At 66.2% G+C, this 26,521-nt stretch carries 20 protein-coding genes; 3 read left to right on the forward strand and 17 right to left on the reverse strand.

The window, feature by feature from the left end:
• The first annotated feature begins 55 nt into the window (after nucleotides 1–55).
• Genes aroA through QNO03_RS06085 form a run of 3 tightly spaced genes read left to right on the forward strand, consistent with a single transcriptional unit; the run spans nucleotide 56 to nucleotide 6,398 of the window.
• Complete coding sequence (aroA, locus tag QNO03_RS06075) at nucleotides 56–3,136, forward strand: 3-phosphoshikimate 1-carboxyvinyltransferase (protein WP_289602518.1); 3,081 nt, start codon at nucleotides 56–58, stop codon at nucleotides 3,134–3,136.
• The gene (locus tag QNO03_RS06080) at nucleotides 3,133–4,383 is read left to right on the forward strand and encodes an acyl-CoA dehydrogenase family protein (RefSeq protein ID WP_289602520.1); all 1,251 of its coding nucleotides are present in this window, start codon (nucleotides 3,133–3,135) and stop codon (nucleotides 4,381–4,383) included. The genes aroA and QNO03_RS06080 overlap by 4 nt, the downstream gene beginning before the upstream one ends.
• Nucleotides 4,384–4,391: 8 nt before the next feature.
• Nucleotides 4,392–6,398, forward strand: coding sequence for an oxidoreductase (locus QNO03_RS06085; RefSeq protein ID WP_289602522.1), 2,007 nt, complete (start codon nucleotides 4,392–4,394; stop codon nucleotides 6,396–6,398).
• Between the two features lie 103 nt (nucleotides 6,399–6,501).
• Here the strand turns inward: QNO03_RS06085 and tuf are convergent, their stop codons facing one another.
• The 17 genes from tuf to QNO03_RS06170 form a co-directional block, all read right to left on the reverse strand.
• Entirely contained in the window at nucleotides 6,502–7,692 is a 1,191-nt protein-coding gene (gene tuf / locus QNO03_RS06090) for an elongation factor Tu (RefSeq protein ID WP_227918747.1), read from the reverse strand.
• 219 nt (nucleotides 7,693–7,911) lie between these two features.
• Nucleotides 7,912–10,026: an elongation factor G gene (gene fusA, locus QNO03_RS06095; RefSeq protein WP_229947279.1), complete on the reverse strand. Its 2,115-nt coding sequence runs from the start codon at nucleotides 10,024–10,026 to the stop codon at nucleotides 7,912–7,914.
• A 110-nt stretch (nucleotides 10,027–10,136) separates the two neighbouring features.
• A complete protein-coding gene (gene rpsG, locus QNO03_RS06100) occupies nucleotides 10,137–10,607 on the reverse strand; it encodes a 30S ribosomal protein S7 (RefSeq protein WP_146361062.1) in 471 nt (156 codons plus the stop codon).
• 1 nt (nucleotide 10,608) lies between these two features.
• The gene (rpsL, locus tag QNO03_RS06105; RefSeq protein WP_146361060.1) at nucleotides 10,609–10,983 is read right to left on the reverse strand and encodes a 30S ribosomal protein S12; all 375 of its coding nucleotides are present in this window, start codon (nucleotides 10,981–10,983) and stop codon (nucleotides 10,609–10,611) included.
• A gap of 340 nt (nucleotides 10,984–11,323) precedes the next feature.
• Entirely contained in the window at nucleotides 11,324–12,127 is an 804-nt protein-coding gene (locus QNO03_RS06110) for an IclR family transcriptional regulator domain-containing protein (RefSeq protein ID WP_502874549.1), read from the reverse strand.
• An 8-nt stretch (nucleotides 12,128–12,135) separates the two neighbouring features.
• Nucleotides 12,136–12,801: a 3-oxoacid CoA-transferase subunit B gene (locus QNO03_RS06115; RefSeq protein ID WP_289602526.1), complete on the reverse strand. Its 666-nt coding sequence runs from the start codon at nucleotides 12,799–12,801 to the stop codon at nucleotides 12,136–12,138.
• Nucleotides 12,798–13,481, reverse strand: coding sequence for a 3-oxoacid CoA-transferase subunit A (locus QNO03_RS06120; protein ID WP_229947274.1), 684 nt, complete (start codon nucleotides 13,479–13,481; stop codon nucleotides 12,798–12,800). The genes QNO03_RS06115 and QNO03_RS06120 overlap by 4 nt, the downstream gene beginning before the upstream one ends.
• Before the next feature lie 29 nt (nucleotides 13,482–13,510).
• A complete protein-coding gene (locus QNO03_RS06125) occupies nucleotides 13,511–14,710 on the reverse strand; it encodes a thiolase family protein (protein ID WP_229947272.1) in 1,200 nt (399 codons plus the stop codon).
• A gap of 57 nt (nucleotides 14,711–14,767) precedes the next feature.
• Nucleotides 14,768–15,169 (reverse strand): 4-carboxymuconolactone decarboxylase, encoded by a 402-nt coding sequence (gene pcaC, locus QNO03_RS06130; protein ID WP_283995864.1) that lies wholly within the window; start codon nucleotides 15,167–15,169, stop codon nucleotides 14,768–14,770.
• Between the two features lie 4 nt (nucleotides 15,170–15,173).
• Nucleotides 15,174–15,986 (reverse strand): alpha/beta fold hydrolase, encoded by an 813-nt coding sequence (locus QNO03_RS06135; RefSeq protein WP_289602529.1) that lies wholly within the window; start codon nucleotides 15,984–15,986, stop codon nucleotides 15,174–15,176.
• Nucleotides 15,983–17,404, reverse strand: coding sequence for a lyase family protein (locus QNO03_RS06140; protein WP_289602530.1), 1,422 nt, complete (start codon nucleotides 17,402–17,404; stop codon nucleotides 15,983–15,985). Before QNO03_RS06140 ends, QNO03_RS06135 begins: the two co-directional genes overlap by 4 nt.
• 3 nt (nucleotides 17,405–17,407) lie before the next feature.
• Nucleotides 17,408–17,974: a protocatechuate 3,4-dioxygenase subunit alpha gene (gene pcaG / locus QNO03_RS06145; protein WP_229947267.1), complete on the reverse strand. Its 567-nt coding sequence runs from the start codon at nucleotides 17,972–17,974 to the stop codon at nucleotides 17,408–17,410.
• The gene (gene pcaH, locus QNO03_RS06150; RefSeq protein WP_502874550.1) at nucleotides 17,974–18,798 is read right to left on the reverse strand and encodes a protocatechuate 3,4-dioxygenase subunit beta; all 825 of its coding nucleotides are present in this window, start codon (nucleotides 18,796–18,798) and stop codon (nucleotides 17,974–17,976) included. The genes pcaG and pcaH overlap by 1 nt, the downstream gene beginning before the upstream one ends.
• A 126-nt stretch (nucleotides 18,799–18,924) precedes the next feature.
• Entirely contained in the window at nucleotides 18,925–20,121 is a 1,197-nt protein-coding gene (locus QNO03_RS06155) for a 4-hydroxybenzoate 3-monooxygenase (RefSeq protein ID WP_289602533.1), read from the reverse strand.
• 144 nt (nucleotides 20,122–20,265) lie between these two features.
• Complete coding sequence (locus tag QNO03_RS06160) at nucleotides 20,266–21,540, reverse strand: MFS transporter (RefSeq protein ID WP_289602535.1); 1,275 nt, start codon at nucleotides 21,538–21,540, stop codon at nucleotides 20,266–20,268.
• A gap of 184 nt (nucleotides 21,541–21,724) precedes the next feature.
• Entirely contained in the window at nucleotides 21,725–22,492 is a 768-nt protein-coding gene (locus tag QNO03_RS06165; protein WP_229947261.1) for an IclR family transcriptional regulator, read from the reverse strand.
• A 118-nt stretch (nucleotides 22,493–22,610) separates the two neighbouring features.
• The gene (locus QNO03_RS06170; protein WP_229947259.1) at nucleotides 22,611–26,501 is read right to left on the reverse strand and encodes a DNA-directed RNA polymerase subunit beta'; all 3,891 of its coding nucleotides are present in this window, start codon (nucleotides 26,499–26,501) and stop codon (nucleotides 22,611–22,613) included.
• Nucleotides 26,502–26,521 lie beyond the last annotated feature (20 nt).

Raw genomic sequence — 26,521 nt, forward strand, 5'->3', positions numbered from 1 at the left:
TCGGCCCACGACGGCTCAGCTGGAGGAGCCCGGACGACAGGAAGGCCTTGCGGCCATGTATCTTTCGGTCCTCGGAACGCACACAGGTATTTCCGGAACGGTGCAGGTTCCCAACTCCAAGTACCACGCCCACCGGGCACTCATCCTGGCTTCGCTCGCGCCCGGAACCACCCGCATTTCCGGCCTGACGGACGCACGCCATGTGCAGTACACGGTGGCGATGCTGCGGCAGCTCGGCACGGTGGTCGAAGCACAGGATGACACCTTCGTGGTCCACGGCGGGCCGTATCAACCGCGGCGGTCCAGTGTTTCCGCCGGCAGCTCCGGAACCACCCTGTACTTTATGGCCGGACTTGCGGCGCTGGGGACGCGCGACGTCGTCGTGACCGGCCAGAAGTACTTCCAGCGCCGTCCCCTGGGGCCATTGCTGGCTGCCCTCCGTGCCATGGGCGTGGACATTACCTCGCCCGATGACTGCCCTCCCCTCCGGGTGGTTCACGGACGGCCACAGGGCGGCGAGGTGCGGATAGCCGGGACGCTGTCGCAATGGATTTCGGGCCTGCTGCTGCTGGCACCGTTTGCCCGTTCCGAAACCACCGTGGTGGTGGAAGGAGAGCAGAACGAAAGCAGCTACATCGAACTCACGCTCGCCATGATGGCCCACTTCGGATTGCAGGTCGAAGCTTCTTCAGACTTCCGGCGCTTCCGCGTCCCACCGAACCAGCAGGCCGTTCCCGCCGATCTGCGGATGCCGCCGGATATCGGATCCGCGGCCTTCGGCCTGGCCGCTGCAGCCCTGCACCCGGCCGACGTCGCCCTCGCCGGCCTGAGGTCCACCTCATCTGCAGGCTCGGACCATCCCGAGGCGGACTTCCTGGACCTGGCCGGTGACATGGGGGTGCCCATGACCTACGACCAGGCTGCGGACGCGGTGCGCGTCCGGCATTCCGGCCTGGACCTGCAACCAATCGACGTGGATTGCCGGCGTGTGCCGGACATGCTTCCGGTCCTGGCGGTCATGGCCTCCTTCGCCCGGGGCCGCAGTGTGTTCCGGAACATTGACCACGTTCGGATGAAGGAGTCCGACCGGGTCGCTGCCATGCTGCAGCTTAACTCCATGGGTGCGGACCTGGCTGTGGAGGGGTCCACCCTGACGGTGCGCGGTGCCGGCGGCCTGGGCGGCGCCGATCTCTCCTCCTTTAACGACCACAGGGTGCTGATGTCCCTGGCCGTGGCCGCTTCCGCCGCGGAAGGACGGAGCACCCTGACCTACCCGAACGCGTACCGCATTTCCTACCCCGAGTACCTGCAGGCCATGACCACCTTCGGACTGCGGATGCAGGTGGTGGAGGGCACCATCCGCCGTCCCGGCCCCAGGCGCCCGGTCCGGACCGCGCGCGGAAGCCGCCTCCGGACCATTACCGGCCCGGCGGACGTGGACGCTGCGGCATCCGTGCCCGGGCCCGACTGGGTACGCCGGTGGGCGGCGGAGCGGCCCGGCGAAACGGCAGTGGTCGACGGCGGTGCACGCGCCTCCGGGCATCTCACCTGGGCGGAACTCGACCTGCAGGCCGACCGTGCCGCGGCGGCGCTGGGCCGGCTGGGGGTGCAGCCGGGCGAACGGGTGGCCTTCCAGCTGCCCAACCGCAGCGAGTTCGTTGTCCTCACCGTGGCCATCCTGCGCCTGGGCGCCGTCGCGGCCCCCATCATGCCGATCTTCCGCCAGCGGGAGGTCGCGTTTGCGCTGCACCGGGCCCGCGCCCGCGTCTTCGTGGTGATGCAGGAATACCGGGGGCGGCGGCCTGCTGAGGAACTGGCGGGTCTGCTGCAGGGCGGTGACGGAACCGAAGCCACCCGGGACCTGTCCGTAGCGGAGATCCTTGTACTGCGCGATCCGGAAACACCCGCTCCTCTCCCCCAGTCGACCGGAGGACGGCGGTTCACGGACTGGGACGCGGCACTGGGAGCGGCACCCGAGGGATCCGGCGCCCTTCCCGGACCGGCCGCGGGAGGCCCGGCGGGCCCGGCCGCCGGCGATCCGGCCCAGCTGCTTTTTACCTCCGGAACCTCCGGGGAGCCGAAAGGCGTGGTGCACCGGCACGGAACCCTGAGCCGGGCCGCCGCCATGGAGGCCGCGCATCTGGGCCTGACCAGCGACGACGCGGTCTTCATCCCCTCACCGCTGGCCCACCAGACCGGTTTCCTTTACGGCATGTGGCTTGCGTTCGTGCTGGGCTGCCCGCAGGTCCTGCAGCCGGTGTGGGATGCCAAACACGCACTGAAACTGATGCGGGGCTGGCGGGTGACCTTCGTCCAGGCGGCCACCCCGTTCCTCACGGACCTGGTCCACGCGGTTGACGGCGGCGCGCCCGCACCTTCCAGCCTGCGCATCTTCGTCGCCACGGGTGCAGCTGTTCCCAGGCACCTGTCCGAGCGGGCCACCCGGGTCCTGGGCGCCGCCGTCTGCGGTGCGTTCGGCACTACTGAAACCTGTCTGGGTACGTTGGCCTCGCCCCGGGATGAGGCCGTAAAGGTGTGGGGCACCGACGGCCGGGCGCTCGAAGGAGTGCGGACCCGGATTGTCGACGACGACGGGCATCTCCTGCCGCCCGGGGTTGAAGGCAACTTCGAACTTCTCAGCCCGACCGTCTTCGACGGCTACCTTGACCGGCCGGACCTGACCAAGGAAGTGTTTACCGAAGACGGCTGGTACCGCACCGGCGATACGGCCGTCCTCGACGGCACCGGCTTCCTGCGCGTCACCGGGCGGGTACGCGACATCATCAACCGTGGAGGGGAGAAAATCCCAGTGGCGGAGATTGAGCAGCTGCTCTACCGGCATCCCTCGGTCCGGGATGTTGCACTCGCTGCCATGCCGGATGAACGGCTCGGTGAGCGGGCGTGCGCCTTCGTAGTCCCGGTCCCGGGGGCGGCTCCTCAGCTGGCCGATCTCACTGTCTTCCTCGACCGGCACCGGGTTTCCCGGCACTACTGGCCGGAGCACCTCGTGCTGGTCGAGGCCCTCCCCCGCAACGCCGTCGGCAAGGTGCAGAAGTACCTGCTCCGGGAAGCGGCGCGGGGTTTTTCCGGCTCGAAGCCGGCAGGTGTGTTTCCCGTAGACAGGAGCAGCCAATGACCGCCCCGGCCATGAGCGCCGACGGCCGGGGCAGCAGTATCCCGGAACCGGAATACCGCGCTCTGCTGGCAGCCGTGACGGCATGGGTGGAAGGTCCCGGTGAGGACTGGGCCACCCGCATTGAAGCCACCGGCTGCGTGCCCGATGCTCTCTGGAAGGAGCTGCGCGGGGCCGGTTTCCTCTCCCTGGCAGCCCCGGAGGTCCTCGGTGGCCGGGGGCTGAGCTTCCTCCAGTGGATGGGACTCATGGAGGTCTTCTCCCGGTCCCACGCCTCAATCCGCATGATTGTCCACGTGGTCAACGGCACCTGGCGGGCCATGAATCCGTATGCCGATGAGGTGCAGCGGGAAAAGTTCGTCCGTCCGTCCGTCACCGGGGACGTGGTGGTTGCGTTCACGCTGACCGAGCCGGACAACGGCACGGGTGCAGACATTACCTCCAGCGTGCGGCGGGAAGGCGCCACTTATTACCTCACCGGCCGCAAGCACCTGATCACCTTCGGTGTGCGCTGTGACTACTGGCTGCTTTTCGCCCGGCTCGCGGGGACCACGGGCAGCGACGGCACCGTGGCGCTGCTGGTGGACCGGCATGCGCCCGGCATCGAAGTGGAGGACACCTCGCAGACCATGGGGGTCCGCGGCACTGACCATGCCTCCCTCGCTTTCACGGAAACTCCCGTTCCCGTCACCAACCGCCTGGGGACGGAGGGAGACGGCCTGGCCGTCGCCCTGGGCGGTTTCCTCACCCCCAGCCGCATCTCCGTCGCCATGAGCTGCGTCGGGCTGGCCCAGCGTGCCCAGCAGCTCGCCGTCGCCTATGCCCTGGAGCGCACCACCTTCGGGAAGCCGCTGGCCACCCGGCAGGCCGTTGCCTTTGCCCTGGCGGAAAACGCCGCCGACATCGAAGCGGCCCGCGCCCTGACCCTGCACGCGGCCTCCGCCTGGCAGGACGGTACCGCCGACGCCGGGGCGCTGTCCTCCATGGCCAAGCTCACCGCCGTCGACATGCTCACCCGGGTAACCGACAAGGCGCTTCAGGTCCACGGCGGCATTGGGTACTGGAAGACCACGCCCATCGAGCGCGTTTACCGCGACGCGCGGGCGCAGCGCTTCGAAGAAGGGACGAATGAGATCCAGAAAACGGTGATAGCCCGGAGCATCTTCAACCAGGCCCGGCTCCAGCCACCTCCATCCGGTGACGGTCCTGCGCTTTCCCGGCCCGCAGCGGCACCGGCTGCCCGCCCCTGACGGCGCAGATGCTGGACCGGGTCTTCTCCCCTGTTTCCCTCGGGCCGCTCCGGCTGGACCACCGGATCGTTATGGGGTCCATGCACCTGAACCGAGAGGAGGACCCGTTGGCCCTGGCGGCGTTCTACCGGGAACGGGCCGCAGGCGGTGCCGGACTCATCGTGACCGGAGGTGCGGCGGTCAACCGCGCGGGTGCGGGCGGGGCAAACTACCTGCTGATTAACGAACCCGGCGCGGCAGCCCTGATGTCACCGGTTCTCGACGCCGTGCATGAAGCAGGCGGCAGGCTTGCCCTTCAGTTGTTCCACGCCGGGCGCTATGCGTGGGAGGCCACCTACGGCATCCGCCCCACAGCACCGTCGGAAATCTACTCGGACTTTTCCCGCTGCCTGCCCCGCGCCCTGACGTCTCGGGAGGTCGAGGACACAGTGGGGGATTTCGCTGCAGGTGCCGCCGCTGCACGCGCCCTGGGCTTCGACGCCGTGGAAATCATGGGTTCCGAAGGCTACCTGATCAACCAGTTCGCCTCTCCCCTGACCAACCGGCGGCAGGACCGCTGGGGTGGGGATCCACAGCGGCGGCAGTCCTTCCCGCTTGCCGTGCTGCAGGCTGTCCGCGAAGCCGTCGGAGCTGCCTATCCAGTCATTTACCGCACGTCCGGTGCCGACTTCGTGACGGGCTCCAGCACCAGGGAGGAGTCAAGGGACCTGGCTGTGGCGCTGGCCGTGGCCGGCGCTGATGCGCTGAACATCGGCATAGGCTGGCACGAGTCGCGGGTCCCTACTGTCCAGGGCCTGGTTCCGCACGGGCGGTGGATGGAAATTGCCGGCGGCATCCGCACGGCCCTGGCGGCTGCGGGACAGCCCGTTCCGGTCATCGGCAGCAACCGGATCAACTCGCTGGAGCTTGCGGAGCGTTCCCTGGCCGCCGGGCACGCGGACCTGGTTTCGATGGCACGCCCTTTCCTCGCCGACGCGGCTATCGTGGCCAAGACCCGGCGCGGAGAGTCGAACCTGGTCAACACCTGCATTGCCTGCAACGAGGCCTGCATCGACCGGTCGCTGGGCGCCGAACCTGTCTCCTGCCTGGTCAACCCGCGGGCCGGCCGTGAAACGGAATTCCCGCTCCCGCTGCGGCCGGACCGGCGGCGCGTCAGTGCCCCGGTACGGGTTGCCGTGGTGGGAGCAGGTCCCGCGGGCATGCAGGCTGCCGCAACGCTGGCGCAGTGGGGACATCCGGTGGACCTCTATGAACGGGACAGCTCCATCGGCGGCCAGTTCCAGCTGGCCGGCCGGGTCCCGGGCAAAGAGGACTTCCTGCAGACCATCAGGTATTTCAGGAACGAACTGGCACGGCTGGGGGTGCGTGTGCTGACCGGCGCTCCTCCGGGGGCCGGGGACCTGGCAGGCTACGCCCACGTGGTCCTCGCGACCGGTGTGCTGCCCCGTCCCGTTCCGTTGCCGGGTGCCGGCCTGCTTCCCGTGCTGGACTACCGGCAGGCGTTCGCAGACGTGGAGCGGCTGGGAGCGCGCGTGGTGATCGTGGGAGCCGGTGGCATAGCCGTGGACCTGTCCCGCCTGCTTTCCGACCCCCGGGCTCCGGGCGGTCCCCGGAACGTCACGATCCTGCGCCGCGGCATCCGGATCGGCGAAGGCATCGGCCCGTCCACCCGGTGGGCGGTGCTGCAGGACATCCGGGCGGCCGGAGTCCGTACGCTGTCCGGCACCGTTCCCCTGAGCGTCACCCCAAAAGGCCTCCGGGTCCGGGACCGCACGGGCGGGAGGATCCTGCCGGCCGACGCCGTCGTCCTCGCTGCCGGACAGGTTCCGCATAATCCCCTGCAGGCACAGCTGGAGGACCGCGGCACGGCTTTCACGGTGGCGGGCGGTGCCCTGGATGCCACCGGGCTGAACGCGGTCCGTGCCTTCGACCAGGGACTCTCCGCAGGTACCGCCGTGGCGCGGTTGCTGGCCTGCCGCACCCGCAGCCAGCGCGAGGGCAGCGGCAGAGGGTAAGGCACGGACTCCAGCTGACAGAAGGGTTAAAAGGAGCAGGGCCCCGCTGCCGAAGCAACGGGGCCCTGCTAAGAACCGAAACGGTTCAGGCTAAATCATCAAATTACTTGATGATCTTGGTGACGCGGCCTGATCCAACGGTGCGGCCGCCTTCGCGGATAGCGAAGCCGAGGCCCTCTTCCATAGCGATCGGCTGGATGAGCTCAACGGTCATCTCAGTGTTATCGCCGGGCATAACCATTTCAGTGCCCTCGGGGAGGGTGATGACGCCGGTTACGTCCGTGGTACGGAAGTAGAACTGCGGGCGGTAGTTCGAGTAGAACGGGTTGTGGCGTCCGCCTTCATCCTTGGACAGGATGTAGACGTTGGCTTCGAAGTCGGTGTGCGGGGTAATGGAACCCGGCTTTACGACAACCTGGCCACGCTCTACGTCTTCGCGCTTGATGCCGCGGAGCAGCAGGCCACAGTTCTCGCCGGCCCATGCTTCGTCAAGCTGCTTGTGGAACATCTCGATACCGGTAACCGTGGTCTTCTGGACCGGACGGATGCCGACGATCTCGACCTCGGAGTTGATGGCGAGGGTACCGCGCTCGGCGCGGCCCGTGACAACGGTTCCACGACCGGTGATCGTGAAGACGTCCTCGATCGGCATCAGGAACGGCTTGTCCTTGTCGCGAACCGGGTCCGGCACGTTGTTGTCAACGGCTTCCATGAGCTCTTCGACGGCTGCAACCCACTTGGGGTCGCCTTCGAGAGCCTTGAGGCCGGAAACGCGGACGACGGGAGCGTTGTCGCCGTCGAAGTCCTGGGAGCTCAGCAGTTCGCGAACTTCCATTTCCACGAGGTCGAGCAGTTCTTCGTCGTCAACCATGTCGGACTTGTTCAGTGCGACCAGCAGGTAGGGAACGCCAACCTGGCGGGCGAGCAGAACGTGCTCGCGGGTCTGGGCCATCGGACCGTCAGTAGCGGCAACCACGAGGATTGCGCCATCCATCTGAGCTGCACCAGTGATCATGTTCTTGATGTAGTCAGCGTGGCCGGGGGCGTCTACGTGTGCGTAGTGGCGCTTCTCGGTCTGGTACTCGATGTGCGAGATGTTGATGGTGATGCCGCGCTGGCGCTCTTCAGGTGCAGAGTCGATAGCAGCGAAATCGCGCTTTTCATTCAGATCAGGGTACTTGTCAGCAAGCACCTTCGAAATGGCAGCGGTCAACGTCGTCTTTCCATGGTCAACGTGACCAATGGTGCCGATGTTGACGTGCGGCTTAGTCCGCTCGAACTTTGCCTTCGCCACGGGTTCCTCCTAGAGAGTTAGAAGACTCAATCTCCAGCCGCGCTTTTCGCAACTGAAACTGATGTAAGTCTACTTGGGGCTGTTTATTTGATGAAATTGCCGATTTCCGCAGCAGCCTCGTAAGGCCGCTCAGTCTGGCTATGCGCCCGGTCCGGGCCGAAGCCCGGACCTGGCGCACACGGCGGGTTTCCCGGTCGGAACCGGTCCACCCTCCAAGTTTTACTCGCCGCGCGTCTTCTGGATGATCTCGTCGGCAACTGCCTTCGGGACCTCGGCGTAGCTGTTGAAGGACATGGAGTACACGGCGCGGCCCTGGGTCTTGGACCGCAGGTCGCCGATGTAACCGAACATGCCGGACAGCGGGACGTGTGCCCGGATGACCTTTACGCCGGCTGCATCTTCCATGGACTGCATCTGGCCGCGACGGGAGTTGATGTCACCGATAACTTCACCCATGTATTCCTCAGGGGTGCGGACCTCAACATCCATCAGCGGTTCAAGCAGGACAGGGCTCGCCATACGGGCGGCTTCCTTGAAAGCCTGCCGTCCGGCGATCTTGAACGCCATTTCCGAGGAGTCAACATCGTGGTAGGCGCCGTCAAGCAGCGTCGCCTTGATGCCGACTACCGGGTAACCGGCGAGCACACCGTCAGTGAGCGCGCTCTGGATACCCTGGTCAACGCTGGGGATGTATTCGCGGGGAACACGACCACCGGTGACCTTGTTCTCGAACTCGTAGAACGTGCCGTCGGAAGTATCCAGCGGCTCGATGGCGATCTGGATCTTTGCGAACTGACCCGAACCACCGGTCTGCTTCTTGTGCGTGTAGTCGTGCTTGGCGACTGCACGGCGGATCGTTTCGCGGTAGGCGACCTGGGGCTTGCCCACGTTTGCCTCGACGCGGAACTCGCGGCGCATGCGGTCCACCAGGATGTCCAGGTGGAGCTCGCCCATGCCGGCGATGATCGTCTGGCCGGTGTCTTCGTCGAGGGAGACCTGGAAGGTCGGATCCTCTTCGGAGAGCTTCTGGATGGCCGTGGAGAGCTTCTCCTGGTCACCCTTGGTCTTCGGCTCGATGGCCACGGAAATCACGGGCTCCGGGAAGCTCATGGATTCCAGCACGATCGGTTCCTGAAGGTCGCACAGGGTATCGCCCGTGGTGGTGTCCTTCAGGCCGATGGCCGCGTAAATGTGGCCCGTCGTGATTTCCTCGACCGGGTTTTCCTTGTTGGCGTGCATCTGGAAGAGCTTTCCGATGCGCTCCTTCTTCTGCTTGGTCGCGTTCATGACCTGGGCGCCGGAAGCAGCGTGACCGGAGTACACGCGGATGTAGGTCAGACGGCCGAAGAACGGGTGCGTCACAACCTTGAAGGCGAGAGCCGAGAACGGAGCCTTGGCATCAGCGGCGCGCTCGAGGATGACCTCTTCGTCGCGGATGTCGTGGCCCTTGATGTTCGGGACGTCAAGCGGGCTGGGCAGGTAGTCGACGACGGCGTCCAGCATCGGCTGCACACCGCGGTTCTTGAAGGCAGAGCCACAAAGAACCGGGTAGACCTCGGAGTTGATGGTCAGCTTACGGATGCCGGCCTTCAGCTCGGCAATGCTGATCTCTTCGCCTTCGAGGTACTTGTTCATCAGTTCGTCGCTGGCTTCAGCAACGGTCTCGACGAGCTGTGCGCGGTACGATTCGGCCTTTTCCTGCAGTTCTGCGGGGATCGGTTCGATTTCGTACTTGGCGCCCATGGTCACGTCACCCTTGGCGTCGCCGCGCCAGGTGAGTGCACGCATTTCGATGAGGTCAACGACGCCTTCGAATTCGCTCTCGGAGCCGATCGGCAGCTGGAGGACCAGCGGCTTGGCGCCGAGGCGGTTGATGATCGTGTCTACGGTGAAGTAGAAGTCAGCACCGAGCTTGTCCATCTTGTTGACGAAGCAGATACGCGGAACGTCGTACTTGTCAGCCTGGCGCCAGACAGTCTCGGACTGCGGCTCCACGCCTTCCTTGCCGTCGAAGACAGCAACGGCGCCGTCGAGGACGCGCAGGGACCGCTCAACCTCGACAGTGAAGTCAACGTGACCCGGGGTGTCGATGATGTTGATCTGGTTGTTGTCCCAGTAACACGTAGTAGCTGCGGAGGTGATGGTGATGCCCCGCTCCTGCTCCTGTGCCATCCAGTCCATCGTGGACGCACCGTCGTGGGTCTCGCCGATCTTGTGGTTGACACCCGTGTAGAACAGGATGCGCTCAGTGGTAGTTGTCTTGCCGGCATCAATGTGGGCCATGATGCCGATGTTGCGGACCTTATTCAGGTCGGTAAGCACGTCAAGTGCCACGGTTTCTCCCTTTTTTGGTTGCTTCCGTCAACGGCGCTTATCCGGCTGAAGCCCTGCGGCCCGCAAATGCGGGCCACAGGGCCTTCAGCGGCTGCCGTCAGCTTGGCGTATTACCAGCGGTAGTGGGCGAAGGCCTTGTTGGACTCGGCCATCTTGTGGGTGTCCTCGCGGCGCTTCACAGCTGCACCAAGACCGTTGGAAGCGTCCAGGATTTCGTTGCGCAGACGCTCAGTCATCGTCTTCTCGCGGCGGGCCTTGGAGTAGCCGACCAGCCAACGCAGAGCCAGTGCGGTTGCACGGCCCGGCTTGACCTCGACGGGAACCTGGTAAGTGGCGCCGCCAACACGGCGGGACTTGACCTCAAGGCTCGGCTTGATGTTGTCCATTGCCTTCTTCAGGGCTGCAACCGGATCCTGTCCGGTCTTCTCCTGGGCGCCTGCAAGTGCACCGTAAACGATGCGCTCTGCGGTGGACTTCTTGCCGTCTACCAGAACCTTGTTGATCAGCTGCGTGACCAGCGGGGAGCCGTAGACGGGATCCAGTACGAGCGGCCGCTTGGGGGCCGGACCCTTGCGGGGCATATTACTTCTTCTCCATCTTCGCGCCGTAGCGGCTGCGAGCCTGCTTGCGGTTCTTGACACCCTGGGTATCGAGGGCACCGCGGACAATCTTGTAGCGGACACCGGGAAGGTCCTTCACACGACCGCCGCGCACCAGCACGATGGAGTGTTCCTGAAGGTTGTGACCCACACCGGGGATGTATGCAGTTACTTCGATGCCGCCGTTGAGGCGGACACGGGCAACCTTACGCAGAGCCGAGTTCGGCTTCTTCGGGGTGGTGGTGTAGACGCGGGTGCAGACACCACGGCGCATCGGGCTGCCCTTGAGGGCAGGAGCCTTGGTCTTCGAGACCTTGGGTGAGCGGCCCTTGCGGACCAGCTGCTGAATCGTAGGCACTTTCGTGTTCTCCGTTTTTTCTCGAGATAATTCTCTGGTTGCCTCGTCCCGCTGCCAGCTGAAAGCCGGACCGGGGCGACGCGCTTCAAGTCGTTGCCGCAATGCCCCGAGAAGTTCCGATTTTCTCGCCGAAAGCGACCGTAGGCGTGCAAAAGTGTGGCATTCGTTGCGCAAGGACCCCGCAACCCGGAAACAGGCCCGCCCATTCCTTTCGGAATGCATTCCTCCGAGTATCTCACCACGGAGGGCACGCGAGCGGCCTTCATCCACTGCCACACAAACAATTGGTTTTCAGTCTAGCAGACTTAACCGGTCCCCGCGGAAAGTGCGGGCGAGGTCACTAACTGCGGGCAGCCAGCGCCTCGGTGATCCGGGCAGAAGCCCGCTGCAGGTGCGGCAGGACGCGGGCGGCCGCCTCGTCCAATGTCGGAGCATTCAGGCCCATGGCCGCCTGCATGGATGTGTTCAGGGCCGCCACGACCGATCCCTGCGGATCGCGCACGGGAACGGCGATGGACCGCAGGCCCAGCTCCAGCTCCTGGTCCACGACTGCCCAGCCCTGGTCCCGTGCCTGTGCCACCAGTGCACGCAGCCGGTCCGGATCGGTTACGGTCCGCTCCGTCAGCGGGAGCAGTTCCGCCGTCGCGACGTAGGCCTCGAAACGCTCCTCGGGGAGCCCGGCCAGCAGCACCCTGCCCATGGACGTGGCATAGGCGGGGAACCGGGTGCCCACGTTGATCCCCACAGTCATCAGGCGCCGCGTGTGGATGCGGGCAATGTAGACGATCTCGCCGCCGTCCAGCACCGACGCCGATGTGGACTCCGAAATTTCCCGGGAAAGGTCCTCCAGCACGGGCTGTGCCAGCCGTGGCAGGGACTGGCCGGATAGGTAGGAATACCCCAGCTGCAGCACCAGTGCCGTCAGCTCGAAGGCCCGGCCGTCGGTGCGGACGTAGCCCAGCTCCACCAGCGTGAGCAGGAAGCGGCGGGCGGTGGCCCTGGTCAGCCCGGTGCGGCGCGAGACCTCGCTCAAGGTCATCTGCACGTGGTCGGCGTCGAAGGCCCGGATCACCAGGAGCCCACGCGCCAGCGACTGCACGAACTGGTCGCTGGACTGTACCGTGTCGCCCACCTGTCCCCCCATATGTTTGGTTACTGCTGTTTGCCGGCTGCGGCGCGGACCAGCGGAATGTCCATCTTCGCAGCGAGTTCCTCGAACGTCGTGCCGAAGGTCTCGCGCACGTGGACGCCGCCGTCCTTCAGCAGGAAGACCGCCTCATTAGTGTAGACGCGGGTGACGCAGCCGACGCCGGTGAGGGGGTAGCTGCATTCCTTCACGAGCTTGCTGAGGCCGTCCTTGGTGAACAGGGACATCATGACGTAGACGTCCTTGGCGCCCGTGGCCAGGTCCATGGCGCCGCCCACCGCCGGAATGGCATCGGGGGCACCGGTGTGCCAGTTGGCCAGGTCACCCGAGGCGGAGACCTGGAAGGCACCCAGGACACAGACGTCAAGGTGTCCCCCGCGCATGATCGCGAAGGAGTCGGCGTGGTGGAAGTACGCGGCGCCCGGCAGTTCGGTGACCGGAATCTTGCCGGCGTTGATCAGGTCCGGGTCCACCTCGTCGCCGGTGGCTTCCGGCCCCATTCCCAGCATGCCGTTCTCGGTATGAAGGGTGACGTGCTGTTCGGGCCGGAGGTAGTTCGAGACCAGGGTCGGCTGGCCGATGCCCAGGTTCACGAAGGACCCGGGGGCGATGTCGGACGCCACCAGGGCGGCGAGTTCGTTCTTGCCCAGCTTCTCGGTTGTGGTGCTCATGCTGCGGCCGGTGCTTTCTCCTGGTCCACGCGGACCAGGCTGTTGACGTAGATTCCGGGGGTTACCACGGATTCGGGGTCCATTTCTCCGATGTCCACGATCTCGCGGACCTGCACAATCGCGGTCTTGGCCGCGGCGGCCATGATCGGACCGAAGTTGCGGGCGGTCTTCCGGTAGACGAGGTTGCCTGCCCGGTCGGCGCGCAGCGCCTTCACCAGGGCGAAGTCGGCATGGAGCGGCGTCTCGAAGACATAGCCGCGGCCGTCGATCATCCGGGTTTCCTTGCCTTCGGCCAGCGGGGTTCCGTAGGCGGTGGGCGTGAAGAACCCGCCGATGCCGGCACCGGCGGCCCGGATGCGTTCGGCCAGGTTGCCCTGGGGCACCAGTTCCAGTTCGATCTCGCCGGCCCGGTACCTGGCATCGAAGATCTGCGAATCGGACTGCCGGGGGAAGGAGCAGATGATCTTCTTCACCCGGCCGGCGCCGATCAGGGCGGCCAGGCCCTGTTCGCCGTTCCCGGCGTTGTTGTTCACGACTGTCAGGTCCTTGGCACCCTGGCGCAGCAGCGCCTCGATGAGTTCCACGGGCTGGCCGGCGCGTCCGAACCCGCCGATCATGACGGTGGCGCCGTCGTGGATGGGCGCAACGGCCTCATCGACGTCCTGCACAATGTTGAGCACGGTTTTTCCTTACGTCTAGGTGACGGTTCTCAGTTGGCGTTTTCGAGCACGACGGCGAGGCCCTGGCCGACGCCGATGCAGATCGCCGCCACCCCCCAGCGTTCACCCGATTCCTGCAGGCGGCGGGCCAGGGTGCCGAGGATGCGCGTGCCGGAGGCTCCGAGCGGGTGGCCGATGGCTACCGCGCCGCCCCAGGCATTGACGATTCCGGGGTCGATGTCCCAGGCGTCGAGGCAGGCCAGGGACTGGGCGGCGAAGGCTTCGTTGAGTTCAACTGCCCCGACGTCGCTCCAGCTGATGCCGGCCCGCTTCAGCGCCGTGTTGGCCGCTTCGACCGGGGCGTAACCGAAGAACTGCGGCTCGTTGGCGGCCGCCCCGCGGCCGGCGATCCGGGCCAACGGCGCCAGCCCGAGGATTCCGGCCGCGTTCTCGCTGCCGAGCCAGGCTGCGGAGGCTCCGTCGTTCAGCGGCGAGGCGTTGCCGGCGGTCACGGTGCCGCCGGAGGCATCGTCCGAGACCGGGCGGAAGACGGTGCGCAGTGTGGCCAGCTTCTCCACCGTCGAGCCTGCACGGATGCTTTCATCCCGGGCCAGGTCCACACCGTCGACGGCGACCGTGAGGTTCGCGTATTTCCCGTCGTCCCAGGCCTTGGCGGCGAGGGCGTGCGAAGCGGCAGCGAATTCGTCCTGGCGCTCCCGCGTGATGCCGTACTTCTCGCGCAGCTGCTCGGTGGCCTCCCCCAGGGAGACGGTCCATTCCTTGGGCATGGCCGGATTGACCAGCCGCCACCCCAGCGTGGTGGAGGCCAGCGTCTGGTCTCCGGCCGGGTACGGCTTTTCGTTCTTGGGCAGCACCCAGGGGGCGCGGCTCATGGATTCCACGCCGCCGATGAGCATCAGGTCCGCTTCGCCGGTGTTGATCTGCCGCGAAGCGATCAGGGCCGCGTCCAGGGAGGAGCCGCAGAGGCGGTTGACCGTGGTGCCGGGGAGGGAGGTGGGCAGGCCGGCCAGCAGGGTGGCCATGCGGGCCACGTTGCGGTTCTCCTCGCCGGCGCCGTTGGCGTTGCCGAACACCACTTCATCGATGCGCTCGGGATCGAGCCCCGGAGCACGGGACACGGAAGCCTTCAGGACCTGCGCGGCCAGGTCGTCCGGGCGGACTCCTGCCAGGGCCCCGCCGAACTTGCCGAAGGGGGTGCGGACTGCGTCGTAGATATAGGCCTGGTTCACCGGTGCTCCTTGAACTGGAAAGCGAAAACTCGAATGGCTGGAAGGGACCTGCGCGGCTTAGGCCGCGTCAATCTCCCGGAAGACGCCCTGGGCCACCTTGAAGGCGGAGTTGGCGGAAGGGACGCCGCAGTAAATCGCGGACTGCAGCACGATCTCCTTGATCTCGTCCCGGCTAAGCCCGTTTCGGAGCGCAGCGCGCACGTGCATGGCGAACTCCTCCAGGTGGCCGTGCGCAATCAGGGCGGTCAGCGTGATGGCGCTGCGCATGGTCCGCGGCAGCCCCGGACGGGTCCAGATGGTGCCCCACGCGTACTGGGTGATCAGATCCTGGAAATCGGTGGTGAAGTCGTCCTTGCCGGCGTTGGCCCGGTCCACGTGCTCGCTGCCGAGGACCTCGCGGCGCACCGCCATGCCCTCGTCGTACACGTCCTGCCGGCTCTTGTTGGCATCTGCAATCACTGCGTTATTTCCCTTCCAGGTACTGGGCGCCGAAGAAATTCTTCAGCAGTTCCGCGGTCCGCTGCGGCTGCTCCACGGGGACCAAGTGGGCGGCGCCGTCAACGACGGCGGCGGTTCCGTTGGTGACGCGGTCCGCGATCAGCTGCGCGAACGACGGCGGGGTGACGACGTCGTCGGCGCCTGCGACGGCGAGGATGGGCACCGTGATGTCCGGCAGCCGGCGGCGGAGGTCAAAGGCTGCCAGCGCCTCGCAGCACAGGGCGTAGGAGAAGCGGTCCGCATCCTGCAGGGAGTGCAGGAGGGCGGCCGCTGCCCCCGGTTCCCGGTCCATAAAGCCCGGCGCAAACCAGCGCTGCCCCGAGCCGACCACCTGTGTGGGAGTGCCCTGGGCCCGTACGGTTTCCGCCCGCTGTTCCCAGCCTTCGGCCTCGCCGATCTTCGCGCCGGAGCAGAGGACTGCGATGCCGTCGAACAGTGCCCCGTGGTCCAGTCCCAGCTGCAGCCCGACGGCGCCGCCCAGGGACACACCGGCATAGAACACCGGTGCGTCGGCGGCAATGTCTCCGGCGCTGCGGGCAGCGGTGACCAGGCCGGCGACGCCGGCGGCCAGGTCCGCGACGCTGAAGGGTTCATGGGCGGCGGGGCTGACCCCGTGTCCGGGCAGGTCCCAGGTAATGACGGTGAAGGTGTCCAGTGCGGCAGCCGCGCGGCTCCACAGGGGGATGGACGCGGTGCCCAGGGATGGTCCGGCGATCAGGACCGGAGCTCCGGGGCCGGCGTCGGAGAGGCGCGAGGCCTTGATGACGGGGATGCTCATGCTGGGGTCTTTCCGGGGTAGGCGGCGGTGATCCGCTCGATGAGGGCGGTGGCCTCCCCTAGGTATTCGGCGGGGTCGAGGACGCTCTTGAGTTCCGCGTCGGAAAGGGCCCCGGCGGGAACGGCGCGGCGCAGCAGTTCTTCGAAGGACTTCCCCGAGGAGAGGGACCGGGCGACCGTTTCGGTAATGATTTCCTTGCCGCGTCCGGGCACGCCGTCGTCCAGCAGCGGTGCCACTACGGCCATGATCTTTTCGCTGACCACAAGCGGTCCGGCGGCGTCCAGGTTCCGGGCCAGGGCGTCGGTGTGCACCTGCAGGCCTTCGGCCAGTTCGGCCAGCTTTTCCGCGGCTCCCCCGGCCAGGCGCAGCAGGGACCTCAGTGCCTGCCATTCCACGTGCCAGGAGCCGCTGGGGCGTTCATCATCCGCGGCGGCGGCAGCGGCGTTCAGCTGCATCCCATAGCCGGGGGCGGCCAGGGCGGCGCTGCGGATCAGGACGGACAGGACGGGGTTCTGCTTCTGCGGCATGGCGGAGGACCCGCCGCGGCCGGCGGCACGGGGTTCGGACACCTCGCCGATTTCCGGGCGGCTCAGCAGCAGGACGTCGTTGGCGACCTTCCCGGCAGCGGCGGTGAAGTCCTGCAGGGCGGCTCCGAGGGCGGTCACGGGCAGCCGGTTGGTCTGCCACGGCGCAAGGGGTCCCACGAGGCCGAGCCCGTCGGCGAGGCGTGCGGTGAGGTCGAAGGCGGTGGGCCGTGCGCCGCCGCCGTCAGAGGAAGCGGACCCGGCGGCGAGGGTGAGGGCAGCGAGTGTGCCGGAGGCGCCGCCCCACTGCAGCTGGAGGTTGTCGGCGGCGGTGCGCAGGCCCTGCGTGGCGGACCCGACGCCGTGCAGCCACTGGGCGGCACGGAGGCCGAAGGTGGAGGGCAGGGAGTGCTGGGTCAGGGTGCGGGCCACGCACAGCGTCGCGGCGTGGCGGCGTGCCAGTTCGGCCAGGGCGGCGGCGGCCCTGCCTGCGTCCGCCAGGACCGCTTCCAGGGTTCGGCGGGCCAGCAGCATCAGGGCCGTGTCCATGATGTCCTGGCTGGTGGCACCGCGGTGGATTGCGGCGGCTGCCTTGGGATCCTGGGCCCGGGCCTGGGCCCGCAGGTCGGCCAGCAGGGGAATGACGGGATTGCCGCCGCCCTGCGCACGCTCGGCGAGGGACGCGGCGTCGTACCGGGAGGCATCGCTGACGGCGGCCACCGCGGCGGGCGCTTCCGGATCGGCCAGTCCGGCGCCGGCCAGCACCCGCACCCATTCGAGTTCAACGTCCAGCAGTGCCTGGAGCAGCTGGCGGTCACCCGTCAGGTCTGCGGCGCGTGTACCCGCCCAGGCCGGGGAGAGCAGCCCGTAATCTGCACTGTCTGTGGCACCCACCGGTCAGGCTCCGGGGTAGGTGAGGAAAACGGTTTCGTCCTCGCCCTGCAGGCAGATGTTCCAGCGCAGGCCGCCGTCGGCCTCGCGGGTGGCGATCAGGGTGCGCCGGCGGTCTTCGGGCAGCGAGGAGAGCAGGGCGTCGCGGGCCAGTGCCTCTTCGTCGTCCGGCAGGTACATCCGGGTGTGCAGCTTGTTCAGCAGGCCGCGGGCGAAGATGACGAAGGAAATGAAGGGTGCCGATCCTTCCTCCGTGGGGCCCGGGTTGACCGTGGTGAAAGTGTAGTTTCCGGTGTTGTCGACGGCGGTGCGCCCCCAGCCGGTGAAGGTGTAGCCGTCACGGACCAGTGAGCCGGTGTGCTGCGGAATGTTGCCGTCTGCGTCAGCCTGCCAGATTTCCAGCAGGGCGTCCGGAATGGTGTCCCCGGCACCGTCGGTCACGGTGCCCTGCAGGCGGATACTCCCGGGCAGGCCCGGGGTTGTCAGCTGGTTGTCCTTCTCGAAGGGGAGGGCGTAGCCGTAGAACGGTCCGATGGTCTGGCCGGGGGTGGCGGTTAGCTTCTGATCGCTCATTACTCTGCGTCCTCGTCTTCCATCCAGGTGCGGTTGCTGCCGGTGAGCACGATGTCCCAGTTGTAGCCGGTGGCCCATTCATGCGAGGTGATGTTGTGGTCGTACGTGGCCACGAGGCGGTCGCGTGCCTTCTGGTCCGTGATCGACTGGTAGATCGGGTCCAGGGCGAACAGCGGGTCACCCGGGAAATACATCTGGGTGATCATGCGCTGGGTGAAGTCGGTGCCGAAGAGCGAGAAGTGGATGTGCGCCGGGCGCCACGCGTTGTAGTGGTTCTTCCACGGGTACGGCCCCGGCTTGATGGTGGTGAACTCGTAGGAGCCGTCATCCGTGGTGATGCAGCGGCCGACGCCGGTGAAGTTCGGGTCCAGCGGAGCCGGATGCTGGTCGCGCTTGTGGATGTAGCGGCCGGCGGAGTTGGCCTGCCAGATTTCCACCAGCTGGTTGCGCACGGGGTGCCCGTCGCCGTCGAGGATGCGCCCGCGGACGATGATCCGCTCCCCCATCGGTTCGCCGTTGTGCTGGATGGTCAGGTTGCTCTCGAGGGCGTGGACGTCATGGTGGCCGAAGGCCGGGGACCACAGTTCGATGGTTTCGGGGTCCACGTGGTGCGGATCCTTGGTGGGGTGGCGCAGGAGCGAGCTGCGGTAGGGAGAAAAGTCGATGCGCGGCTGCGTTTCCTCGGCGGCGCCGTCGTCCACTCCCTTGTCGTAGTCGGCGTGGACCGAAGCGATTTCAGCCGAGATCTGGTCCTGCGAGGCCTCGGCCGCATCCAGCTTCTCGATGACATGGCTGTTCTGGAAAAGATTGTCTTCCATTTCCATGGTTATTCCTTTCAATGAAGCGCACCCTCGCGCTCCGGCTTTCCAAGCATCCACGTGGTCCACACCACGTTACACCGCTTGTTCATTGGATGTACAAGTGTTCGATATACGCACACAAGGAGGGTTTCAGCTGTTGGGCCACCCTGTATAGGCCTCTGCCAGGTAGGCGCTGCCGTGGCGGGAGGCGACGACGCCGCTGAGCTCGCCGAGCGCGCGCTTGCGTTCGAAGGGGCTGGCATCGGCACGGGTATGCAGCATGGACGTCATCCAATAGGAGAAGTTCTGGGCACGCCAGACCCGCTGCAGCGCCTTGCTGCTGTAACCGTCCAGGAGGTCCGGAGACCTGGTGGCGTAGAACGAGTCGATGGCCTCGAACAGCACCTGGACATCCGCCAGGGCAAGATTCAGTCCCTTGGCACCGGTGGGCGGCACGGTGTGCCCGGCGTCTCCGGCGAGGAAGAGGTTGCCGTAGCGCATTGGTTCGCAGACATAGCTGCGGAACTTCAGGACCGTTTTCTCGAAGATCGGTCCGCGCTTGAGTTCAAGACCGTCCGGGCCGTCCACCCGTGCCTGGAGTTCGTCCCAGATCCGCTCCTCGCTCCAGGCGTCCGCGTCCTCGTTCGGATCCGCCTGGAAGTACATGCGCTGGATCTTGTCGTTGCGCTGGCTGATCAACGCAAAACCACGGTCCGAGTTGGCATAGATCAGTTCCGGCGCGCTGGGCGCGGCCTCGGTAAGGATCCCAAACCAGGCGAAGGGGTATTCGATGAAGTTGTCCGTGCGGGCTTCCTTGGGGATCGAGCGCTTGCAGATACCGCCGGACCCATCCGAGCCCACCAGGATCCCGCAGCGGATTTCAAAGTCCCGGCCCTCGCTGTCGGTGAAGAGGATCTTCGGGGTGTCCGTCGCCAGGTCGGTGACGGCAGTATCACTGACCCCGTACCGGACATCGCCATGGTCACGTTCTCGGGCCGCGGCGAGGTCCGTGAACACTTCGTTCTGCGGGTAGAGCCACACGGACTCCCCCACCAGGTCTTCAAAATCGATGCGGTGGCTTTCGCCGCCGAAGCGCAGGTCAATACCCTCATGCCGGTACCCGTCCGTCAGCACCCGGTCGCTGACTCCGGTTTCCGTGAGCATGCGGACGCTGCCGTGCTCGAGGATGCCGGCCCGGTGGGTCGTGCGGATGGTTTCGTGGTCCCGCTTTTCCACCACGATGTTGTCGATGCCCGATTTGGACAGCAAATGCGAAAGCATCAGCCCGGCAGGGCCGCCGCCCACGATGCCGACCTGCGTTGTGAGGATTGTGCGCTCTGCACCCATCTCGTACTCCCTTGGAAAGCTATGTAGCGGACACTACATCCAAGTGTGACTGCCGGCACACACGGAGTTCCAAAGCCATTCTCATTGATTGGGAAAGCCGCTGCCGCTGCCTGCCTGCCGTTCCGGCGCATCCAGTGCCCCGGTTCACGGTGCTGCCGGCAGCGGATCCGGTTCCGCGGGAAGTTCCGACGGCAGCGGTATGCCCCGCCGCGGAACCCCCATCCGCAGCAGGAACACGCACTGGCCCAGGGCCACCGCCACGGCCAGCCAAAGCGTCGGTACGGCGCCGATCCAGCCCAGCAGCAGCGCCCCGAGCACGCCGCCCAGCACCACCGCACCCTGGGTGAGCGTGCGGCGGGTGGACGAGACCCTGGCGAGGAGGTCATCCGGAATCAGCGCCGTGGTCAGGGCCGCGCTGTTCACCATCATCAGGCCAAGCGCCAGGCCGAAGAGGGTAAAGGACAGCCCGATGCCCGGCACTGCGAGATGCGGCCAGAGCGCGGTCAGCGGAATGAGTGCGAAGTTCACCGGCATCATCACCGCCGCGAGCAGCATGGCCCGGAGCGGACCCATTGCCCGTCCCACCCGCGGAGCCAGCACCGCACCGGCAATGCCGCCAACCGCGCTGACGGACCAGATGGCACCGAAGAGGGCCGGATCCATGGCCAGATCGTGAAGGATGAACCAGGTCTCAGCCGCCTGATAGATCCCGGCTGCAAAGTTGTTGGTTGCGGTCGTCAAAATCAGCGCCAGCAGCAGGCGGTGGCCGGCAATGAACCGGATCCCCGTCGCGATGGACTCACGTACGCCCGGCCGGTCCGGCTTTGGCAGGGCGGGGTTGTCCGGGGGCAGCCGGCTAAGTCCCGCGGCGGCGATCAGCTGCATGGCTGCGCTTACCGCCAGGACGGCCGGCGCCGGAAGGAACCGCACGAGGATGCCGCCTGCCGCGGGGCCGGCCAGGGACACCACCTGTTCGGCGACCATCACTGAAGACGAAGCGTCAGCGATCCGGTGCCGGCCGACCAGGCGGGGCAATACCGAGGTGTACGCGGCCATGAAAAACACGTCCGCAATACTCACCACCAGGATCACCAGGAGCAGCTGCCATGCCTGCAGCCAGCCGCAGAAGAACGAGGCAACCGCACACGCGTAGGCAGCAGCACGGAGCCAGGTCATGGCGAGCATGGTGCGCCGCTGACCCCACCTGTCGACCGCCACTCCCGCCACCAGCCCGAAGAGGAGCGGCCCGGCGCTGCTGAGCGGGGCCGCGAGCCCGGCCTCGAACGGCGACGCTCCGAGCACGGTGATCATTCCCACCGACACGGCAAAAACGGCGATGTCACTCCCGGCATGCACCGCCGTCGTGGCGAGCCATAACCCACGGAATGCGGGCAGCGAGGCCACTCCTGATGCTGCCACTGCTTCCCCCTGCGTTGCCCGCCCTGTTCTGTTGGGCCCGGAACCGCTGCCGCCGGGGATGGTTCCCGTCCGGTAGTGCTGTGGACCCGGCACTACTATCGCCCGGGAGAGAGGCGCAGCCCTGCAGCGCCACGCTGCACTGCTTCGTTCCGCTGGAGTCTGCCGCTGTGGATTGCGGCCAGGGTCAGCGCGTGTAGTGCGGACCCGCGGCGTCGGCCCGCACGCCAAGTCCGCGCGAGATACCGCGGGCAGCGGTCATCAGGGCCGGGACGGTCGCCGTAGTGTGCTCGCTGCCCGTGGGCACCACGACGCCGATGGCCGCAACGGCCGTGCCTGAGGCGCCGAAGACGGGCACGGCGATTCCGGTGGTGTCGGGCACGACGGCACCGGGCAGGCTGGCGCTGCCCTCGAGGCGGATCCGGGTCCAGGACGCACGCAGGTCCTGCTCTTCTCGGTCTGCCAGGTTCCGCCGGAGCAGATAGGCCTCCTGCACGTGCCGCGGCGAGTGGGCCATCATCACCATCCCCGAAGAGGAGACGTGGACCGGCAGCCGGCCGGCGACCTTGGCGTGGTTCAGTACCGACCCATGGCTGGAAAGGCGCTCGATAAACAACACCTCGTCCTGCCGCAGGACGGACAACTGGGTGTGTTGCCGGACCACGGCCTGGATGTCCTCCATGTACGGCATCGCAATCTGCTTGAGCCCAAGGGCCGCCGAGCTGCGGTTGGCCAGTTCCCACAGGCGCAGGCCCAGCCGGACGCCGCCGTCGGGCTCCCGCTGCAGGAAACCGTGCCCGGCCAGGTCCTTCACCATCCGGTGCGTGGTGGACAGCGGCAGTTCCGCGCGCCGGGCCAGCACGGCCACCGGCATGGACTGGTGGGTTTCGTCGAAGGCGCTGATGATCCGGACGATCCGGCTCGTCATGGATTCGCCGCTTGGGGAATTCGCCATCCTTTAAGTCTGGCACAGCCGTTAAACGCGGCAGGTCCCGCACCCTGGGGTGCGGGACCTGCCGTTGATACCGGGCCGCCGGGAGTGCGCATGCGCACAGCCGGCGGTTCAGCCTTGGTTAGCGGAAGTCGCTGCCCATGTCGTAGTCATCCAGCGGGATGGCGTGGAACTCAGGGCTCAGACCGCCGTCAACGCCGGCGTAGTCGAAGTCGCTGAAGGCGCTGGGGCCGGTGAAGAGATTGGCCTTTGCTTCTTCGGTCGGCTCGACAGTGACCTCGGTGTAACGGGGCAGGCCCGTTCCGGCCGGGATCAGCTTACCGATGATGACGTTCTCCTTGAGGCCGAGCAGCGGATCGCTCTTGCCTTCCATGGCAGCCTGCGTCAGGACGCGGGTTGTCTCCTGGAAGGAAGCTGCGGACAGCCAGGACTCGGTGGCCAGGGAGGCCTTGGTGATGCCCATGAGTTCCGGACGGCCCGAAGCAGGCTTCTTGCCTTCCGAAACCACGCGGCGGTTCTCCTTCTCGAAGCGGCGGCGCTCGGTCAGCTCACCCGGGAGCAGATCGGAATCGCCGGACTCGATCACGGTCACGCGGCGCAGCATCTGGCGGACAATAACCTCGACGTGCTTGTCGTGGATGCCCACACCCTGGCTGCGGTACACGCGCTGGACTTCGTCCACCAGGAATTCCTGTGCCTTGCGCGGGCCGAGGATACGGAGGATCTGCTTGGGATCCACCGCACCGAAGACCAGCTGCTGGCCAACCTCTACGTGGTCGCCGTCGGCAACCAGCAGGCGGGCACGGCGCAGGACCGGGTAGGCGATTTCCTCGGAGCCGTCATCGGGAGTGACAACCAGACGCATCTGGCGGTCGGTCTCTTCGATGGTGACCCGGCCCGCGGTCTCGGAGATCGGAGCAACACCCTTAGGCGTACGTGCTTCGAAGAGCTCCTGGATACGGGGCAGACCCTGGGTGATGTCCTCAGCGGAAGCAACACCACCGGTGTGGAAGGTACGCATGGTCAGCTGGGTACCCGGCTCACCAATGGACTGTGCGGCAATGATGCCCACGGCCTCGCCGATGTCCACGGTCTTACCCGTGGCCAGGGAGCGGCCGTAGCAAAGTGCACAGGTACCGACGGCGGACTCACAGGTGAGTACGGAGCGGACCTTGATGTCGGTAACGCCGGCTTCGAACAGCTTGGCGATGAGGACGTCGCCCACATCGTCGCCGCCCTTTGCCAGGACATTGCCCTGGGCATCGGAGACGTCGGTGGCCAGCGTACGGGCGTACGCCGAGTTCTCGACCTCTTCGTGCAGCTGCAGCTCGCCGTTGGAATCCGGAACCGCGATGGTCACGTTCAGGCCGCGCTCGGTGCCGCAGTCTTCCTCGCGGACGATGACGTCCTGCGACACATCCACCAGACGACGGGTCAGGTAACCCGAGTTGGCGGTACGCAGAGCGGTATCGGCCAGACCCTTACGGGCACCGTGGGTGGCGATGAAGTATTCCAGCACCGACAGGCCCTCACGGTAGGAGGACTTGATCGGGCGCGGAATGATCTCACCCTTAGGGTTGGCCACCAGGCCACGGATACCGGCAATCTGGCGGACCTGCAGCCAGTTACCACGGGCACCGGAGGACACCATGCGGTTGATGTTGTTGAATTCGGGCATGTTCGCCCGCATTGCAGCAGCAACCTCGTTGGTGGCCTTGTTCCAGATGTCGATCAGTTCCTGGCGGCGCTCGTCTTCAGCGATCAGGCCCTTGCCGTACTGGCTTTCAACCTTGGCAGCCTGGGCTTCGTAGCCTTCCATAATGGCCGGCTTGTCGATCGGAGCCGCGATATCGGAAATGGCGACGGTAACGCCCGAGCGGGTGGCCCAGTAGAAACCGGCGTCCTTCAGGTTGTCCAGCGTTGCTGCCGTGACGACCTTCGGGTACCGCTCAGCGAGATCGTTGACGATAGCGGAGAGCTGGCCCTTGTCGGCAACTTCCTTGACCCACGGGTAGTCCGCAGGCAGCGTCTGGTTGAAGATGACCTGTCCGAGGGAGGTTTCGATGAGGGCAGGAGTGCCCTCTTCCCAACCTTCCGGAGCGGGCTGGCCTGCGCTGGGGACGAAGCCGTCCACGCGCATCTTCACCAGGGCGTTCAGGTGCAGCTCGCCCATGTCGAAGGCCATGATGGCTTCGGCCATGGAGCCGAACACGCGGCCTTCACCGGCAGCACCGTCACGCTTGGTGGTGAGGTGGTGCAGGCCGATGATCATATCCTGCGAGGGCAGGGTGACCGGGCGGCCGTCGGACGGCTTCAGGATGTTGTTCGAGGACAGCATCAGGATGCGTGCTTCAGCCTGGGCTTCGGGGCTCAGCGGCAGGTGGACTGCCATCTGGTCACCGTCGAAGTCAGCGTTGAAGGCGCCACAGACCAGCGGGTGCAGCTGAAGGGCCTTACCTTCAACGAGCTGCGGCTCGAAGGCCTGGATGCCGAGGCGGTGCAGGGTGGGTGCACGGTTGAGCAGCACCGGGTGTTCGGTGATGATCTCTTCCAGCACGTCCCAGACCTGCGGGCGGAAACGCTCGACCATGCGCTTGGCGCTCTTGATGTTCTGTGCGTGGTTGAGGTCAACCAGGCGCTTCATCACGAACGGCTTGAAGAGCTCCAGGGCCATCTGCTTGGGCAGACCACACTGGTGCAGCTTCAGCTGCGGGCCGACAACGATCACGGAACGGCCGGAGTAGTCAACGCGCTTACCCAGAAGGTTCTGGCGGAAGCGGCCCTGCTTGCCCTTGAGCATGTCGGACAGCGACTTCAGCGGGCGGTTGCCCGGTCCGGTGACCGGACGGCCGCGGCGGCCGTTGTCGAACAGGGAGTCAACAGCTTCCTGGAGCATCCGCTTTTCGTTGTTCACGATGATCTCGGGGGCACCGAGATCCAGCAGGCGCTTCAGGCGGTTGTTGCGGTTGATCACGCGGCGGTACAGGTCGTTAAGGTCCGACGTCGCGAAACGGCCGCCGTCGAGCTGGACCATCGGGCGCAGTTCCGGCGGGATGACCGGAACGGCGTCGAGGACCATGCCCAGCGGGCTGTTCGTGGTGGTCAGGAACGCGTTGACAACCTTCAGGCGCTTCAGGGCACGCGTCTTGCGCTGGCCCTTGCCGTTCTGGATGATGTCGCGCAGGTTCTCGGACTCTGCCTGCATGTCGAAGTCTTCAAGACGCTTCTTGATGGCTTCGGCACCCATGGAGCCTTCGAAGTACAGGCCGTAGCGGTCGCGCAGTTCGCGGTAGAGACCCTCGTCGCCCTCAAGGTCGCCGACCTTGAGGTTCTTGAAACGGTCCCAGACCTGCTCGAGGCGCTCGATGTTGTTGTCGGCGTCGCGGCGGACCTTGGCCATCTGGCGGTCGGCGGAGTCGCGGGCCTTCTTCTTATCGGCAGCCTTGGCGCCTTCGCCCTCGAGGCGGGCAAGCTCGCCTTCGAGGTCCTTGGCGATCGCGGCAATGTCGGAGTCACGCTGGTCGACGAGGTGCTTGCGCTCCAGGTCGTGCTCGGCCTGCAGGTTCGGCAGTTCGGCGTGGCGGTTCTCTTCGTCGACCGAAGTGATCATGTAGGCAGCGAAGTAGATGACCTTCTCGAGGTCCTTCGGAGCCAGGTCCAGCAGGTAGCCCAGACGGGACGGAACACCCTTGAAGTACCAGATGTGGGTAACCGGAGCGGCGAGCTCAATGTGGCCCATGCGTTCGCGGCGCACCTTGGCACGGGTGACCTCGACGCCGCAGCGCTCACAGATGATGCCCTTGAAGCGGACGCGCTTGTACTTACCGCAGTAGCATTCCCAGTCGCGGGAAGGACCGAAGATCTTTTCGCAGAAAAGACCGTCCTTCTCCGGCTTCAGGGTTCGGTAGTTGATGGTTTCCGGCTTCTTCACTTCGCCGTAAGACCAACCGCGGATTTCATCCGCGGTGGCAAGGCCGATTCGCATGAGGCCGAACGTGGAATCGTTGGACATGGGTCCCTGTTCTCTCTTGT

Origin of the sequence: Arthrobacter sp. zg-Y877, from assembly GCF_030373105.1 — a bacterium.
GTDB lineage: Bacteria > Actinomycetota > Actinomycetes > Actinomycetales > Micrococcaceae > Arthrobacter_B.

What these genes read in the sequence shown, in the direction of transcription:
- rpsG (WP_146361062.1), bottom strand. Translation starts at nt 10,607, where the DNA reads ATGCCCCGCAAGGGTCCGGCCCCCAAGCGGCCGCTCGTACTGGATCCC.
- QNO03_RS06135 (WP_289602529.1), bottom strand. Translation starts at nt 15,986, where the DNA reads ATGAGCATCCCCGTCATCAAGGCCTCGCGCCTCTCCGACGCCGGCCCC.
- pcaH (WP_502874550.1), bottom strand. Translation starts at nt 18,798, where the DNA reads ATGGAAATGGAAGACAATCTTTTCCAGAACAGCCATGTCATCGAGAAG.
- QNO03_RS06115 (WP_289602526.1), bottom strand. Translation starts at nt 12,801, where the DNA reads ATGAGCACCACAACCGAGAAGCTGGGCAAGAACGAACTCGCCGCCCTG.
- aroA (WP_289602518.1), top strand. Translation starts at nt 56, where the DNA reads ATGTATCTTTCGGTCCTCGGAACGCACACAGGTATTTCCGGAACGGTG.
- QNO03_RS06165 (WP_229947261.1), bottom strand. Translation starts at nt 22,492, where the DNA reads ATGGCGAATTCCCCAAGCGGCGAATCCATGACGAGCCGGATCGTCCGG.
- QNO03_RS06170 (WP_229947259.1), bottom strand. Translation starts at nt 26,501, where the DNA reads ATGTCCAACGATTCCACGTTCGGCCTCATGCGAATCGGCCTTGCCACC.
- QNO03_RS06110 (WP_502874549.1), bottom strand. Translation starts at nt 12,127, where the DNA reads ATGGGGGGACAGGTGGGCGACACGGTACAGTCCAGCGACCAGTTCGTG.
- QNO03_RS06085 (WP_289602522.1), top strand. Translation starts at nt 4,392, where the DNA reads ATGCTGGACCGGGTCTTCTCCCCTGTTTCCCTCGGGCCGCTCCGGCTG.
- QNO03_RS06155 (WP_289602533.1), bottom strand. Translation starts at nt 20,121, where the DNA reads ATGGGTGCAGAGCGCACAATCCTCACAACGCAGGTCGGCATCGTGGGC.
- QNO03_RS06080 (WP_289602520.1), top strand. Translation starts at nt 3,133, where the DNA reads ATGACCGCCCCGGCCATGAGCGCCGACGGCCGGGGCAGCAGTATCCCG.
- pcaG (WP_229947267.1), bottom strand. Translation starts at nt 17,974, where the DNA reads ATGAGCGATCAGAAGCTAACCGCCACCCCCGGCCAGACCATCGGACCG.